This window comes from Actinoplanes sp. NPDC051343 (assembly GCF_044455125.1).
Lineage (GTDB): Bacteria > Actinomycetota > Actinomycetes > Mycobacteriales > Micromonosporaceae > Actinoplanes.
The window spans coordinates 396,226-411,225 of the sequence record NZ_JBITEL010000002.1 but is presented as its reverse complement, the minus strand read 5'-3'; the positions used below and the strand labels follow the sequence as shown (position 1 = coordinate 411,225).

At 70.0% G+C, this 15,000-nt stretch carries 15 protein-coding genes; 9 read left to right on the top strand and 6 right to left on the bottom strand.

What is annotated here, in order from left to right:
- Window positions 1-2 precede the first annotated feature (2 nt).
- Both ACIA5C_RS08800 and ACIA5C_RS08795 read right to left on the bottom strand, forming a co-directional pair.
- The gene (locus ACIA5C_RS08800; protein WP_396052717.1) at window positions 3-893 is read right to left on the bottom strand and encodes a carbohydrate ABC transporter permease; all 891 of its coding nucleotides are present in this window, start codon (window positions 891-893) and stop codon (window positions 3-5) included.
- Window positions 890-2,245 carry an ABC transporter substrate-binding protein gene (locus ACIA5C_RS08795; protein WP_396052716.1) on the bottom strand — a complete coding sequence of 452 codons (1,356 nt, stop codon included), beginning with the start codon at window positions 2,243-2,245 and terminating at the stop codon, window positions 890-892. Before ACIA5C_RS08795 ends, ACIA5C_RS08800 begins: the two co-directional genes overlap by 4 nt.
- Before the next feature lie 117 nt (window positions 2,246-2,362).
- Here ACIA5C_RS08795 and ACIA5C_RS08790 point away from each other — a divergent pair, with 117 nt between their 5' ends.
- Window positions 2,363-3,130, top strand: a complete 768-nt coding sequence (locus ACIA5C_RS08790; RefSeq protein WP_396052714.1) for a FadR/GntR family transcriptional regulator — start codon at window positions 2,363-2,365, stop codon at window positions 3,128-3,130.
- A 111-nt stretch (window positions 3,131-3,241) separates the two neighbouring features.
- Here the strand turns inward: ACIA5C_RS08790 and ACIA5C_RS08785 are convergent, their stop codons facing one another.
- Window positions 3,242-5,113, bottom strand: coding sequence for an ABC transporter ATP-binding protein (locus ACIA5C_RS08785; RefSeq protein ID WP_396052712.1), 1,872 nt, complete (start codon window positions 5,111-5,113; stop codon window positions 3,242-3,244).
- A gap of 660 nt (window positions 5,114-5,773) precedes the next feature.
- Between ACIA5C_RS08785 and ACIA5C_RS08780 the strand changes: the two genes are divergently transcribed.
- From ACIA5C_RS08780 to ACIA5C_RS08765, 4 genes are all read left to right on the top strand, one after another.
- On the top strand, window positions 5,774-6,370 hold the full coding sequence (locus ACIA5C_RS08780; RefSeq protein ID WP_396052710.1) for a GrpB family protein: 597 nt from the start codon (window positions 5,774-5,776) through the stop codon (window positions 6,368-6,370).
- 136 nt (window positions 6,371-6,506) lie between these two features.
- On the top strand, window positions 6,507-7,163 hold the full coding sequence (locus ACIA5C_RS08775) for an abortive infection family protein (RefSeq protein WP_396052708.1): 657 nt from the start codon (window positions 6,507-6,509) through the stop codon (window positions 7,161-7,163).
- A 215-nt stretch (window positions 7,164-7,378) separates the two neighbouring features.
- Window positions 7,379-7,942 carry an AAA family ATPase gene (locus ACIA5C_RS08770; RefSeq protein ID WP_396052706.1) on the top strand — a complete coding sequence of 188 codons (564 nt, stop codon included), beginning with the start codon at window positions 7,379-7,381 and terminating at the stop codon, window positions 7,940-7,942.
- A 175-nt stretch (window positions 7,943-8,117) separates the two neighbouring features.
- Complete coding sequence (locus ACIA5C_RS08765; protein WP_396052704.1) at window positions 8,118-8,924, top strand: class I SAM-dependent methyltransferase; 807 nt, start codon at window positions 8,118-8,120, stop codon at window positions 8,922-8,924.
- 51 nt (window positions 8,925-8,975) lie between these two features.
- On the opposite strand, the gene ACIA5C_RS08760 is transcribed toward ACIA5C_RS08765, so the two are convergent.
- Window positions 8,976-9,743 (bottom strand): ABC transporter ATP-binding protein, encoded by a 768-nt coding sequence (locus tag ACIA5C_RS08760; RefSeq protein WP_396052702.1) that lies wholly within the window; start codon window positions 9,741-9,743, stop codon window positions 8,976-8,978.
- Between the two features lie 22 nt (window positions 9,744-9,765).
- Here ACIA5C_RS08760 and ACIA5C_RS08755 point away from each other — a divergent pair, with 22 nt between their 5' ends.
- The gene (locus ACIA5C_RS08755) at window positions 9,766-10,521 is read left to right on the top strand and encodes an ABC transporter permease (RefSeq protein ID WP_396052701.1); all 756 of its coding nucleotides are present in this window, start codon (window positions 9,766-9,768) and stop codon (window positions 10,519-10,521) included.
- On the opposite strand, the gene ACIA5C_RS08750 is transcribed toward ACIA5C_RS08755, so the two are convergent.
- Both ACIA5C_RS08750 and ACIA5C_RS08745 read right to left on the bottom strand, forming a co-directional pair.
- Entirely contained in the window at window positions 10,516-11,292 is a 777-nt protein-coding gene (locus ACIA5C_RS08750; protein WP_396052699.1) for a class I SAM-dependent methyltransferase, read from the bottom strand. The genes ACIA5C_RS08755 and ACIA5C_RS08750 overlap by 6 nt on opposite strands.
- Complete coding sequence (locus tag ACIA5C_RS08745) at window positions 11,289-12,275, bottom strand: ABC transporter substrate-binding protein (protein ID WP_396052698.1); 987 nt, start codon at window positions 12,273-12,275, stop codon at window positions 11,289-11,291. The genes ACIA5C_RS08750 and ACIA5C_RS08745 overlap by 4 nt, the downstream gene beginning before the upstream one ends.
- A gap of 171 nt (window positions 12,276-12,446) precedes the next feature.
- Here ACIA5C_RS08745 and ACIA5C_RS08740 point away from each other — a divergent pair, with 171 nt between their 5' ends.
- From ACIA5C_RS08740 to ACIA5C_RS08730, 3 genes are all read left to right on the top strand, one after another.
- The gene (locus ACIA5C_RS08740) at window positions 12,447-12,722 is read left to right on the top strand and encodes a hypothetical protein (RefSeq protein ID WP_396052697.1); all 276 of its coding nucleotides are present in this window, start codon (window positions 12,447-12,449) and stop codon (window positions 12,720-12,722) included.
- Window positions 12,723-12,859: 137 nt separating this feature from the next.
- On the top strand, window positions 12,860-14,809 hold the full coding sequence (locus ACIA5C_RS08735) for a right-handed parallel beta-helix repeat-containing protein (RefSeq protein WP_396052695.1): 1,950 nt from the start codon (window positions 12,860-12,862) through the stop codon (window positions 14,807-14,809).
- Entirely contained in the window at window positions 14,806-14,997 is a 192-nt protein-coding gene (locus ACIA5C_RS08730) for a hypothetical protein (RefSeq protein ID WP_396052694.1), read from the top strand. The genes ACIA5C_RS08735 and ACIA5C_RS08730 overlap by 4 nt, the downstream gene beginning before the upstream one ends.
- Window positions 14,998-15,000 lie beyond the last annotated feature (3 nt).

The following is a 15,000-nucleotide window of genomic DNA, read 5'->3' as shown; positions in this document are numbered from 1 at the left end:
GGTCAGTCCGTTTCGAACAGGCGCCCGCGGGCGACGAACAGGCCGGCGAACAGCAACGCGACGATCAGCAGGTCGATGGAGATCGCGGCCGAGCCGTTGAAGTCGTTCTGGGTGAAGGCGAACTGGTAGGCCAGCTGGTTGACCGAGTACGAGTTCGGCACGATCCCGAAACTCGCCTGCGACACCAGTTCCGGCTCGACGAACAGCTGGGTGCCGGCCGCGACCGACAGCACGAGCATGTAGACGACCCATTTGCGGATCAGCGGCAGCTGGATGCTCCACGCCGTACGCAGCGGGCCGGCCCCGTCCATCCGGGCGGCCTCCATCACGTCCTCCGGGATCGTGTTGAGCGCGCCGTAGAGCACCAGGATCCAGCCGCCGGCCCCGGTCCAGAACGCGATGATCGCGAACACCACCGGCAGGTGGCCCGGGGCGATCACCTCCGTCAGATGGTCGTTGCCGGTCGCCCGGAGCAGCCACGCGACCGGGCTGACGGCCGGGTCGAGCACGAACAGCCACAGCAGGACGCTCGACGCCCCGGCCAGCGCGCCCGGGATGTAGTAGCAGAACCGCAGGACCGTCTTCGTCGCCCGGCGGGCCACCCGGTGCACCAGCAGGGCGAGCAGCACCACCAGCACGGTCAGCGACACCAGCCAGATCGCGATGTACGCGGCCACGTGCCCGACCGCGGGCAGCAGCCGGTAGTCCTGTGCGCTGCGGGTGAAGTTGGCGAACCCGGCGAAGCCCCCGCCCGCGCGGGTGAAGGCCAGGTAGATCGAGTAGGCCACCGGCAGTACGCCGAACAGCGCCAGCAGCACGACGTAGCCGGAGACGAACACGTGGCCGGGCCGCAGCCCCCACCTGCGCGGGGACTGCGCCGCTTGCGCCGTCACTTCGTCGACACCGTGTACCCGAGGACCTTGGCCTGGTTCTCTATCTCGGTCTGCCAGGCGGGCAGCTGGGACTCGACGGTCCTGCCCTGCGCCATCGCGGCCTGCACGACCTTGGCCCAGATCGCCTCCTGGCTGAACGCGGCCGAACCCCAGCCGGACCACACCTGTCCGGCCGCGTCCTGGATCGGCTTGGAGATGTCGTTGGCCCAGTAACCGCCGGCCTGCTGCTTGGCCAGCCAGCCGGTGGCCGCCGCGGTGTACGCGGGGTAACCGGGCGCCAGGTCGGCCTGGTAGGCGTTGTCGGTGGTCACCCAGGCGGCGAAGTCCTGGGCCGCGGCCAGGTCGGCGCTGTGCGCGGAGATCCACCAGGCGCCGCCGCCGACGTCCCCGGTGACCGGCGGGTTCTGGTCCGCCCAGTGCAGCGCCGGCGCGACCGCGATCTGGCCCTTGGGCGTCTTGATGGTGTCCTGGAAGACGCTGCCGCCGTACCAGTCCGGCCCGGGCATCATCAGTACCTTGCCGCCCTGCTGCTTGGCGAACTCGGCGCCGAACAGCGACAGCGTGGACATGGTCTTGTTCGCGACCATCGAGTCGATCAGCTTGGCCGCCTTGACGCAGTTCGGGTCGGCGGTGTTGACGGTGATCGTCTTGGCTCCGGTGACCTGGTTGGCCGGGCACTGGGCGCCCCACATGTAGATCTCCGGTGCCCAGGCGTCGCCGGCGGTGCCCATGAGGTAGCCGGGGTGCTCGGTCGCGACCCTGGCCGCCAGCGCCTGGTAGTCCTCCCAGGTGGCCGGGACGGTGTAGCCGAACTGGTCCAGGAGCTTCTTGTTGTACCAGAGCACGTTCTGGGCGAGGTCGTTGCGCAGGCAGTACGTCGTGCCGTTGATCGTGCAGACGTCGAGCGAGCCTTTGGCGAAGCCGGTCAGCGTCGCGGCCGGCACCAGGCCCTTGTTGACGGGCGCCAGATCGCCGGTGCCCTCCAGCGAGCCCCACGAGGCCGAGTTGTTGTCGGTGGTGAACACGACGTCCGGCCAGCCGGAGCCGGCCCGGTCGAACAGCTGGGTCTTGGTCTTGAACGAGTTGGAGCCGTTCGCGTTGCCGTCGTACGAGATGATCTTGATCTGCTTGTCCGGGTGGGCCTTCTGGTAGGCCTGGGCCGCGGGCAGCCGGGTCGAGTCGACCCACACCGTGATCGGGGAGCCGGCCTTCTGGGCGGCGGCCTTGAAGCCGTACGGGCTGCCGGTGTCGGCGGTCGTGCTCTTGTCGCCGATGCTCTGTCCGCCGCTGCACGCGGCCAGGGTGAGTGCGGCGGCCACCGCCGCCGTAACAATGCCGAGCCTGCGCCGCATATGTCCTCGCCTCTTCGGTTGCCGTCCTGTTTCCGCGCGATGGCGAGATGACATCACACATATGATGTCATCGCAATGGTCTACGCTGAGTTCCGTCTTGGCCTTAGGGGAGGAACTTTGACGACTCCATCGACGTCCGCCGCCGGCGTCCTGTCCGCCCCGGCGGCCGGTGCCGTCCGGACGCGGGGCGACCGGCTGGGCACCGCGGTCGTCGCGAGCCTGGTCGACGACATCGTGTCCGGCCGGTTGGCGGCCGGCGACACCCTGCCGACCGAGGCCGAGATCGGCGACCACTTCGGCGTGTCCCGCACCGTGGTCCGCGAATCGATCAAACTGCTGCAGGACAAGGGCCTCGTGCTGATCCACCGCGGCGTCGGCACGGTGGTCCGCTCGTCGCAGTCCTGGGACATGATCGACGAGATCGTGCTGTCGGCCCTGGTGCACAACGACGAGTCCCTGGTGATCCTCGACGAACTCGTGGCGGTCCGGGCGGCCCTGGAACGCGAGATGGCGATCACCGCGGCTGCGGTGCGCACCCCCGACCACCTCGACGCGATCCGGGCGGCGCTACGCGCGATGGAGCGCACGGCCGGCGACCCGGCCGAGTTCGCCCAGGCCGACGCCGCCTTCCACGACGTGGTGATGACGACGTCGGGCAACCGGCTGGGCCGGGCGATCGTCACCAGCATCCACGACAAGGCCCGCACGACCGGCCGCTACCACGGCACGACCTCGGCCGAATACACGGCGCTGACCCTCGACGAGCACCGCGCGCTGGTGGCCGCCATCGAGTCCGGCGACCGGGCCACCGCCGGCTCCACGATGTACGACCACATCACCGGCTCGTGGGCCCGCCGCCGCCCTCTTCAGATTCCATCATCCTAGGATGCCTTACAGGGTGTGCGCCGCACAGCGGCCCACGCACGGCCAAACCTGAAAGGCCGGCTACGCCGACGTATCACCGAAAACCAGAGACAAGCTTTGGTGCGGCCGGATTCAGCCGGGATCTGCGGGGTGGCCGGCGTCCGCCGTCTCCTGGCGGTCGGCGGTGCCGAGGAATCCGCCGGACTGCCGCGACCACAGGTCCGCGTAGATGCCGGCGCGTCGCAGCAGCTCGGCGTGGGTTCCCTGCTCGACGATCCGGCCGGTGTCGAGGACGACGATCCGGTCCAGGTGGGCGATCGTGGAGAGCCGGTGCGCGATCGCGAGCACGGTACGGCCGGTCATCACCTCGCCGAGGGTGTCGTGGATGGCGGCCTCGGCTTCGGAGTCGAGCGCGGAGGTGGCTTCGTCGAGGATCAGGATCGGCGCATCCCGGTAGAACGCGCGAGCCAGCGCGATCCGCTGCCGCTGGCCACCGGACAGGCGTACGCCGCGTTCGCCGACATGTGCGTCCAGGCCGTTCCGGCCGTCCGCGTCCCGGAGCGCGGCGACGAACCGGTCGGCGGATGCCCGGCGTACGGCCTTGTCGATCTGTTCGTCGTCGGCGCTGCCGGGGCCGGCGATGTTCTCCCGGACCGAGCGGTGCAGCAGCGTGGCGTCCTGGGCGACCATGGCGATCTGGGCGCGCAGGCTCTCCTGGGTCACGTCGGTGATGTCGGTGCCGTCGATGGTGATCGTGCCGGACTCCGCGTCGTGGAACCGGAGCAGCAGGCCGACCAGGGTGGACTTGCCGGCGCCGGACCGGCCGACGATGCCGACGCGCTCACCGGGGGCGACGTCGAGGCTGAGCCGGTCGAGTCCGCCCCCGCCGCGGCCGTAGTGGTGGCTGACGTGCGCGAAGCTGATGGCGCCGCCGCGTACGCGCAGGGGTTGGGCGTGGGGTTTGTCGGCGACCGCGAGTGGTTGCGCGATGGTCCGCAGGGCCCGCCGGAGCGCGCCGACGGCGCCGAACAGCGACGACACGGCGTCCAGCAGCCACTCGGCCATCGCGGTGATCCGGAAGCTGAGCGCCAGCGCGGCGGCGACGAGGCCGAGGGGTGCGGAGCCGGTACGCCAGAGCACGATCCCGTAGCCGGCGAGGCCGACGAGCAGGGCGCTGCCGAGCGCCATCATGGTGCCGTTGATCGTCACTTCGACCCGTTGCAGGTTCAGATGCGCGCGGCGGGCCTGGGCGAACACCCGGCGGTCGTGCTGGGTGCGGGTGTCCTGGCCGCCGAGCAGTGCCAGTGTGTCGGCGTTGGCGTACGAGTCGACGAGCAGGCCGGTCAGTTCGGACTCGGCTTCCTGCAGGTGTTCGGAGGCGCGCCGGTAGCGCGGCACCGTCCACCACATGAGCAGGGCGTAGGCCAGGATCCAGGCGCCGAGGGGGAGCAGCAGGTGCAGGTCGATCGTGGACATCAGCCACACCGAGCCGGCGATGTAGGCGATCACGAACACCAGCGTGTGGATGACCGAGTACGCGGCGGTGGCGGCGGCGTCCCCGCCGTCGCGTACCCAGGTGGCGATGCGTCCGGCGAGGTCGTCGCGGAACCAGCCGACGGACTGCCGGGAAACGTGCCGGTGTGCCCGCCAGCGGGCGAGCTGGCGGGCGTTGGGCCGGAACGCGATGTCGTCCAGCATTTCGCCGACCAGGTGGATCGCGGGTCGGACGAGCAGCACGAACAGGGCCACGGCGAGCAGTCCGGTGCCCTGGCGGGCCCAGAGCGTGTCCGGGTCGGCGGCGGCGAGGGTGTCGACGAGACGTCCGGCGTAGCCGATGAGCCACACCTCGATGGCGGCGCAGAGGGTCGTGGTGGCGATCGCGGCGGCTACGACGAAGCGCAGCGGCCGGAACTCGTTGCGGAGGAACCGGCCGACGCGGGCGTCCGGGGTGGGGGCGTTGCCGGTCGGGAAGGGGTTAACCGGGTTTTCGAACAGACCTGACACGAAGTGCCTTTCCGGCGGTGGAGACGGACCAGGAACCGGGGAAACCGCCGGACGTCCTCATGTTCGATCTCCGCTTCGTGTGTGGTGGGCGTGGTTCTCCTGGCGAGGCTAGGCGAGATCGTGCGGTGCCGCTTTCCATTTCCGGCCGGCCCGCTCTTGTTCGTTCGCGTCGCGGTGCTCGGGTAGTTGCCGTTGTCGGTGTTGCACTGGCGGGGGAGTCCTCGCCCGGAAGAAGACCAGTGGCCGGCAGGCGCAAGCAGTCTGGAGCGCTTGCATATGCAGACGACGTCATGCCGCTGCAAATCGGTCGTCCCTTCCGCGCTTGACCGATTATCGGATTACGAATATCAGCAATCCGATAATCGGTCAGAAGGCCTTGAGCGAGCAACACCATAATGACTGTTATGTGCTCGGCTGAAGTGTGCGCGGTTGGTCCGGTGCTCCTGGGAAGCTAAATTTCCCGAGCTGTGATCCGCTGCGGGATGTCGTCTGCCAGCTGATGTGAGGCATTGCCAGGGGCAGCGCAGATTCTCTGGGTTGTGGTTCTTCGCGTCGAGCGGCGAGCATGTCGGGTTCGAGTCGTGGCTGGAGCGTGACCACCTGATGGCGCTGGGAGCATGATCTCCTCCGTCACGCCGAGGATCCATCCCGGTCCAGATCTTGACGAGCTTCGAGCCTTGCGAGGATGTCCATGTGAACAAGAGCCGCAAGCCGCGCCGACCGGACGTCACTACAGTCGAGCTCGTAGGGTGCGCCTCACACGCGCTCGAGCTGCACAACTACGACGAGCGGTGGGCAGACATCTACCTTGATCATCGGGGGCGGATCCGGGATGCCCTCACAGCAGCGGACATCGAGATCGAACACATCGGTTCCACATCCGTTCCCGGACTGGCCGCCAAGCCGATCATCGACATCGTGGTCACGGTAGACGACATTACCGCCGAAGAGGACTACCTCCATGCGCTCCTGGCCGCCGGGTACGAACTGCGGGTCCGCGAGCCGAGGCATCGCCTCGTGCGTACACCAGCACACGACATCCACGTGCACGTCTTCGAACGGGACGATCCTGCCGTGGACGAATACCTCCTCTTTCGCGATCACCTGCGCTCCGACGCGGACGACCGCACCCTCTACGAAAGCACCAAGAGGACCTTGCTCAGCAAGCGGTGGGATGACATGAACGACTACACCAAGGCCAAGACCGACGTCATCCTCGCGATCAAAGCACGAGCGAGGGAAGCTCGCGGACAGTAGACGTCGCGGTGCTGGCCGACTTTGCGGCCAGCCCCGCTTTCCAAATGACGGCCGTCGGTTACACCCCGGGCACCTTCGCCGTCAGACGCGCGTCGCCCGACGCCGACGTGCTCGCATGCAGCAAAGGTGGCGCAGCGTGAGCGAACTCGTCAGCCGGACCACTCGCGGGCTCTTCCGTTACCTCATGACCGGAAGCACCGTCGGCGCGATCGGCGCGGCCTTCCAGGACGAACTTTTCGCCCCGGATCCCGACAGCACATACGAGGACAGCAGCGTCCGGCGTACCACCACGCAGGAGTACCTCGAAGCCATCGACTGGACCGACATCAATCAGGTCAGCCGCGCGCTGCGCGTGTTCGAGCGCCTCATCCAGGGCTTCGAGCCGCAGTACACGAGCAAGCTTCTCAACTCCCTGCGCCGTGACGGCTACACGGTCATCGAGAGCACGGCAAAGGTCGTGCTCAAGGAACGCGGCCGGCCGGTCGACGACAAGGACGATCTCCCCGCGCTTGTCCGAAGCGCCCAGCAAGCCCTCGGCCTCCACCCGCCCTCGAAAGCTCCCGGCCCGGACGGCAGCGACGCGATCAAGAAGATCCTCGGCTCCGTATCAGGCATCGCCATCGGGCTTGCCGAACTCTGCAACCGCGGCTACGGCACCGGCCACGGCCCCGCCACCGCTCCAGTCGGTCTCGGTCCGCGCCACGCACACCTAGCCGTGAACGCCGCTTTCACCTGGTGCCGGCTCATGCTCGCCACGCTTGCGGACCGAAGGCTCCCTGGCGCAAGGAACTGACGTGATCCCCACCGGGAAGACAGTGAAGATCGATGTCGCAGCTCAAGCTTTTGAACTGCGGTGGCCCGCGCTGGTTTGCCTCGGCTCAACTGGCAGGACGAGCGTTTCGGTCCTGCCAATCAAGCTGAGGCACCGCAGGTCAGCGCACATGCCGTGCCTCAGAACAACTGGCACACGACAGCTGTGATCCGCTGCGGGACTATGGAGGTGACGGGATGGCGCGGCTCATCCATCTGAACGGCCCGCCTGGCATCGGCAAGTCCACCCTGTCGGCGCTCTACGTAGACCGGCATCCCGGCGCTTTGAATCTTGACGTCGATGCTCTGCACCGCCTGGTGGGCGGGTGGCAGGACGAGGAGACCGACACGTGGCCGGTCGTGTGGTCCCTGGTTCGGGCCATGGCGCAAACCCACCTGGACGGCGGACACGATGTCGTCCTGCCCCAGTACCACGCCAAGGTCGACGAGATCATCGGGCTTGAGAAGCTCGCGCACCAGCACGGGGCGGCCTTCCGTGAAGTGGTCCTGCTCGGCGACCGGGAGGCGGCGATCGCGCGGTTCAACCGCCGCGCCCGGGACAGCGATGACCCGTGGATTCGCCACCATCACCGTCTCATCGAGCTGGGCGGCGGGCATGCCGTGCTCGCAACCATGTACGACAACCTGATGGAGGTCGTACGTCTGCGCCCAGGGACGGTGGTGGTGCCGAGCGTGGTGGGGGCGGTGCAGGAGACCTACAAGCTGCTGGCGGACGCCTTACGCGAGCCGGAGCCCGGCTGAGCATGACCGTGGCAGCTGCCTCACAGTGCGGACCGCCGACACTTCTTCACGACGGACCTCGTCTTCACACCCCGGCCCGGCATCACCGCGATGATCGAAGCCGTCGACGGACTCGTCCGCGACGGAGAGATCGCCAAGGCCTGCCAGGTCATCCCTGATCCCGAAGGACGCCGAGATGTCTCTGAACGACTGGCAGACGACAGGCGCCGTTGATCCGGTGGCGCACAACCGTGTGGCCTGGGACCGGCAGGTCGACCAGGGTAACGAGTGGTCGCGGCCGGTCTCCGCGGAGACGGTCGCCCGGGCGCGGGCCGGTGACTGGTCGGTCGTGCTCATCGGCTACCAGCCGGTGGACCGCTCCTGGTTTCCGGCCGACCTGGCCGGCGTGGACGTGCTGTGCCTGGCCTCCGGCGGCGGCCAGCAGGGGCCGACGCTCGCTGCGGCCGGGGCGCGGGTCACCGTGCTGGACAACTCGCCGCGCCAGCTCGAGCAGGACGAGCTGGTCGCCCGGCGGGACAACGTGCCGCTGCGGACGGTGCTCGGCGACATGCGGGACCTGTCCGCGTTCGGCGACTCCTCGTTCGACCTCGTCTTCAACCCGGTCTCGAACCTTTTCATCCCCGAGCTCGCCGGGGTGTGGCGGGAGTCCTTCCGGGTGCTGCGGCCGGGCGGGGCGCTGCTGTGCGGCTTCCTCAACCCGGACGTCTACCTGTTCGACCACGAGGCGCTGGACCAGCGTGGCGAGCTGGTGGTCCGGCACCGGCTGCCGTACAGCGACCTCACGCACGTACCGGCCGGGGAACGCGAGCGGCTCTTCGGTGTGGACGCGCCGCTGGAGTACAGCCACAGCATGGCGGGGCAGCTCGGCGGCCAGCTCGCCGCGGGTTTCGTCATCACCGGGTTCGAGGAGGCGCCGCACCACTCGGACGCCACCGCGGGCTGGCTGCCCGGCTACTTCGCGACGCGCGCCGTCAAACCGTGACGGGAATCGACTGATCGCATCCGCGCACGCTGGAAGCCGGCCCGGCCGGGTTCATCCCGATATTGCGCCTGCGGTCAGCAGCAGGTGGTGCAGCTCGGCGGCCCGCCGGCCGGCGCGTTGCTGGTACGCCTCGGAGTCCGCGGCCCGGGGGCGCGGGATGTCGATGTCGAGGATCCGTTGTATGCGGCCCGGCCGGGGCGTGAGCACGACGACCCGGTCGGCCAGCAGCACCGCCTCCTCGATCGAGTGGGTGACCAGCACCATCGTGGTGCCCTCGACCATGTGGATGCGCTGCAGCTCGCCGGCCAGTTCGGTGCGGGTGATCGCGTCCAGGGCGGAGAACGGCTCGTCGAGCAGCAGCGCCCGGGGACGCAGGATCAGCGATCGGCACAGCGCGGCCCGCTGCTGCATGCCGCCGGAGAGTTCGGCCGGGGCGACCCGTTCGACGTCGCCCAGGCCGGCCAGGGCGAGCAGTTCCGAGGCCCGGGACCGGTAGCCGTTGCGCCGCCGGCCGGCGAACTCGACCGGCAGCAGCACGTTGTCGAGCACCGACCGCCACGGCAGCAGGGCCGGCCGCTGGAACATCAGCGGCACGTCGCGGCTGGGCCGGTCCACCTCGCCGCCGTCGACCCGTACCCGGCCGGAGGTGGGCCGCAGCAGCCCGGCGATGACCCGCAGCAGGGTGGACTTGCCGCAGCCGGACCGGCCGAGAACGGCCACGAACTCGCCCGGCCGGATCGACAGGCTGATGTCGCGCAGGGCCGGGACCGCGCCCGTACGCGACGGGAACGTGTGCGAGACGGCATCAATTTCGATCAATGTTCTCCTCTAGAGTCAAGGCGTGAACGGCAAGCTCGGCGCGGTGCTGCTGCCGGCCCTCGGGGTGACGCTCGCGGTCGGTCTGTGGTGGCTGGCCACGGTCGTGTTCCCGGTCAACCCGGCGCTCGTGCCCGGCCCCGGCGCGGTGCTCGGCGCCTTCCGCGAGCTGCCGTCGTACCTGCTCGCGCAGGCGTGGCACACGCTGGTCGAGGTGCTGGAGGGGTTCGCCGCGGCGGTCGTGGCCGGCGCGTTCATCGCGCTCGCGCTGACCGGCTCGCGGGTGGTCGAGCGGATGGCGTTCCCGCTGCTGCTGGCGCTCAACTCGGTGCCGAAGGTCGCGGTGGCGCCGCTGCTGGTGCTCTGGTTCGGTTTCGGCCAGTTGCCCAAGCTCATCATGGTGTTCCTGGTCTGTTTCTTCCCGGTGGTGATCTCGATGGTGAGCGGGCTGGCCGCGACGCCGCCCGAGTTCACCGAGCTGGCCCGGTCGCTGGAGGCGCCGGCCTGGCAGGCGTTCCTCAAGGTGCGGGTGCCCAGCGCGCTGCCGCAGGTCTTCGTCGGGCTCAAGGTCGGCATGACGCTGGCCGTGATCGGTGCGGTGATCAGCGAGTTCCAGGCCGGCACGGTGGCCGGCCTGGGTTTCGTCATCGCGGTGTCGACCGGGCAGACCGAGACCGCACAGACGTTCGCGGCCGTCGTGCTGCTGGCGCTGCTCAGCATCGCGCTCTACTACGGCCTGGTCGCCGTCGAACGCATCATGATCCCGTGGGCCCGCTCATAGCGGCCTGCGGCCGCTGGTCTGGATGGTCAGGTAACCGTTGAGGGCCAGCCGCGGATCCAGCAGGGCCTCGGCGACCGCCGCCTGTTCGTCGTCGGTCATCCCGAGCGACAGGTAGTCGTCGCGTAACTGCCCCATCCCGGCCCGCAGCAGCCGGCAGCCCGGCCCGCCGCCGCGCCACTCCGTCGCGTACGCGTACACCCGTACGTCGGTGAGCCCGGCGGCATAGAACGCGGAATGCGCCCGCCGCGACCACGAACGGTCGTTGCCGTGACTGGCCAGCGCGCACATGTGCAGCGTCTGGAAGCGGGCGAGCAGTGCGGCGGTCGCCGGATCGGGCGCGTGGGCCACCACCTCGCGCCCGGCCGGCGGGCAGAGGTCCTCGGTCAGCAGCACCCCGCCCGGCGACAGGGCGGCCACCATGTGGGCGACGGCCAGGTCGCGTTGCGGCAGATGGTTGAGCAGCAGCCGGGCGTGCACCAGGTCGTAGGTGCCCGACGGCGGCCCGGAGGTGACGTCGTGTTCCCGTACGGTGAGCCGCGGATGCGCCGGGATGTGCTGCGGTTTCAGGTCGGTGGCGACGACCGAGGAGCCCTGCTCGGCGAGCCACACCGCGACGCTCCCGCCGCCGGCCGCGACCTCCAGGCATCGGCTGCCGGGCAGCGCGACGAGTTCGCCGATGCGCTGCCGGGTGGCCGCGTCGAGCAGGTCGGCGAGCGCGGCGTGGTGCTCGAGCGCGTGGACGCTGCTGTTGTCGAAGGCGTATCCCGTCACTTGACGCCCGCCTTCGTGGTGACGTCGAAGGCGACCACCTCGTCCGGTTTCAGTCCCGCCTTGGCCAGCCCGGCTGCGTGCAGCACCGCGATGCCGCGGGCGACCTTGGCCGGGTCGAGCGAGAACGGCCCGACGTGGGGCTTGAGTTTCCGGTCGACGGCGGCGACCACCGCCCCCTTCACCGTGGGCAGCCGCTGCTGCACGAGGCGTCCGGCCTCGTCGGGCTGGTCGACGGTGAACTGCACGGTCCGGGCCATCGCGCCGGCGAACTTCTGTGCCAGCGCCGGGTCCGACGACAGCACCCGCGTCGTGGCGATCATGACGGTGCCGTACAGGTCACCGATGAAGGCGCCGTACGGGAACGGCAGCGCCGTCTTGCCCGGCGCGGCGTTCTCCACGTTCGCCGTGTCGGTCGCGTAGCCGCCGATCGCGTCGACCCGTCCGGAGGCGAGCAGGGCCGGCAGCTGATCGGTCGGCGCCTGCACGAACGTGCAGCTGCCCGGATCGAAACCGGCGGCCTTCGCGTACGCCGGGAACAGCGTCCGCGTCGCGGCGGCCGGCGCCGTCCCCAGGGTGCGCCCGGCCAGGTCGGCCGGTTTGCCGATGCCCCGGCCCGACAGCGTGATCATGCTCAGCAGGGTGTCGTTCTGCAGTGCCATGATCGCCCGGTAGTCGGGGAAGGCGGCCGTGCCCCGCACGGCGCTGACGTAGTCGAGGCTGGCGAACTGCGCCTTGCCGGCGGCCAGCGACTTGAGGTTGGCGTCGCTGGGTTGCCCGGGCAGGACGGTCAGGTCGATGCCGGCCTCGGCGAAGAAGCCTTTGGCCAGGCCGACCCACGCGTACGTCTCGCGCGGCGTGGTCCCGTAGGCGGTGAGGAAGGTGGCTTTCGTCCCGGCCGGCGGCGCGGACCTGTCGTTGTCGGCACAGGCGGCGAGCATCGGTGTCGCGATCAGGCCGGCCATCAACCGGCGTCGAGTGATCATGGCTACCCCCGTGGCCTCACTGGATCGACGTTTGTCAACCTATTGAGCGTAGGCCGGGCGGCGGCGATCCTCAATGGAGCGTCGGCTGCCCGACAGGCCGGGCGCCGGGGCGCCCGGGGCAGATCCTCCAAACGCCCGCGGGCGGCGCCGAACAGGGCTTTCATGGACGCTGTGACCGTCGAACACACCGGCCTCGCCGCGCCGGTCCCCACCGGCCCGACCGTCGTCGAGCTGTCGCGGCGGGCGCGGCTGGAGGTCACCGACGCCGCGCGCCTGATCGGCGCCGCGACCGACGCCGGCTGGGAGAACCCGGACGGGTTCGCGGCCGGCGACCCGCACGCCGCCGTCGACGCCGCCCTCTGGCTGTGGACGCAGCACACGTCGGCGCTGCCCGGGGTGCGGGTGCTCTCCGACGGCGGCGAGGCCGGCTTCGCCCGGCCGCAGTAGGCCGGCCGCAGTAGTCCCGGCCGGCTGTCAGGTGCCGTCCCCCTCGTACGCGCCGGGGCCCCGGGGAAACCCGGTCCCCTTCGCGGCCGGGGCGGAGGAGGATCGGCGCACCATGTCAGCGAGGAAAGGCCAGGCGCATGATCCACGTGGCTACGACCGGCTCGGACAGCGCGGACGGCACGTCGGACCACCCGTTCCGCACCATCAACCGGGCGGCCGCCGTCGCGCAGCCGGGAGACACCGTGGTCGTGCACGCCGGCGAGTACCGGGAGTGGGTCCGACCGCGCCGGGGCGGGCTCAGCGACTCGCGCCGGATCACCTACCGGGCCGCCGAAGGCGAGCACGTGGTCATCAAGGGCTCGGAGCGGATCACCGGCTGGGTCAGCGACGGCGGCACGGTCTGGAAGGCGGTCGTCGGCAACGCGCTGTTCGGCGACTTCAACCCCTATGCCGAGGAGGTCGGCGGCGACTGGATCCACTACGAGTCCGGCGAGCGGCGGCATCTGGGCGACGTCTACCTCAACGGCCTGAGCTTCTACGAGGCCGGGTCCCGGGCCGAGGTCGGCAACCCGGTCGAGAGGTCGGAGATGACCGACCGCTGGACCGGCGTCGCCGGCCCGGTCCGCAACGTCGCGCAGACCACGCTCGTGTGGTTCGCCGAGGTCGGGGAGGAGAGCACGACGATCTGGGCGAACTTCCAGGGCGCGGACCCCAACACCGAGACCACCGAGATCAACGTACGCCGCTCGGTGTTCTACCCGACCGAACACCACCTCGACTACATCACCGTCCGCGGCTTCGAACTCGCGCAAGCCGCCTGCCCCTGGACCCCGCCGACGGCCGACCAGCCCGCCCTCATCGGACCCAACTGGGCCAAAGGCTGGATCATCGAGGACAACACCATCCACGACGCCAAATGCTCCGCCGTCTCGCTCGGCAAAGAAGCCTCCACCGGCAACAACTACGCCGCCGAACGCGGCGACAAACCCGGCTACCAATACCAGCTCGAGTCCGTATTCGCCGCCCGCCAGATCGGCTGGGACCGCGAACACATCGGCTCACACGTTGTGCGCCGCAACACCATCTACAACTGCGGACAGAACGCCATCGTCGGCCACCTCGGCTGCGTCTTCTCCACCATCGAGAACAACCACATCTACAACATCGCCGTCAAACGCGAGTTCTACGGCTATGAGATCGCCGGGATCAAGTTGCACGCGGCGATCGACGTGGTGATCCGGCACAACCGCATCCACGACTGCACGCTGGGCACGTGGCTGGACTGGCAGGCCCAGGGCACCCGGGTCTCCCGCAACCTCTACCACGGCAACGGCCGGGACCTGTTCATCGAGGTCAGCCACGGCCCGTACCTGGTCGAGCACAACGTTCTCGGCTCGCCGGCGGCGATCGAGCTGTTCAGCCAGGGCGGCGCGTTCGTCGACAACCTGGTGCTGGGCACGCTGTGGCTGGAGCAGGTCCTGGACCGGCCCACGCCGTACCACCTCCCGCACAGCACCCAGGTCGCCGGTTACGCCAACATCGCCGGGGGCGACGACCGTTATCGCGGCAACGTGTTCATCGGCGGGGACCCCGCGGCGGCGTACGGGAAACCGAGCCCGGGCAGCCCGGCGTTCGCCGGGCTCGCCGCCTACGACGGCCACCCGGCCTCGGCCGAGGCCTACCGGAAGCAGACGGACGAGATCGAGGGGGACCACCTGCGCTTCGCCGGGATCCGCCAGGCCGTGTACGCCGTGGGCAACGTCTACGCCGGCGGGGCCCGCCCCTTCGACGGCGAGTCGGACCCGGTCCTGCTCGGCGCGGCGACCGCCCGGCTGGACGACGAGGGCGACGCCGTCTACCTGCGGACCGACCTGCCGGAGGCCTTCACCCGGGCGGCCCACGCCGTGGTGACCGGCGCCGACCTGCCCCGCGTACGCGTCGCCGCCGCCGACTTCGAGGAGCGCGACGGCTCCCCGGCCGTCATCGACGTCGACCTGACCGGAGCGGTCCGCCCGCGAGACGCGGCGGCGGCGGCAGGCCCGATCGCCGCGCTGGCCCCCGGCCCGAGCCGTCTTCGCGTGTGGTGAGCGCCCAGCCACGACGACTGGCGGACGATGGCCGACGGCGCGGCCCCAAAGGCCTGCCGTCGTCGACGGTCGCCGCGTCCGGGCTGAGCCCGGCCCGCGACGTGCGGCTGAACTGCGACCGGGCGCGGTCACTGCTGACCGTGCGCCTGCGGGGCGTACAGGAGTTCCTGGACCAGAAAACCACCTGATTT

What these genes read in the sequence shown, in the direction of transcription:
- ACIA5C_RS08795 (WP_396052716.1), bottom strand. Translation starts at nt 2,245, where the DNA reads ATGCGGCGCAGGCTCGGCATTGTTACGGCGGCGGTGGCCGCCGCACTC.
- ACIA5C_RS08770 (WP_396052706.1), top strand. Translation starts at nt 7,379, where the DNA reads ATGGCGCGGCTCATCCATCTGAACGGCCCGCCTGGCATCGGCAAGTCC.
- ACIA5C_RS08765 (WP_396052704.1), top strand. Translation starts at nt 8,118, where the DNA reads ATGTCTCTGAACGACTGGCAGACGACAGGCGCCGTTGATCCGGTGGCG.
- ACIA5C_RS08745 (WP_396052698.1), bottom strand. Translation starts at nt 12,275, where the DNA reads ATGATCACTCGACGCCGGTTGATGGCCGGCCTGATCGCGACACCGATG.
- ACIA5C_RS08735 (WP_396052695.1), top strand. Translation starts at nt 12,860, where the DNA reads ATGATCCACGTGGCTACGACCGGCTCGGACAGCGCGGACGGCACGTCG.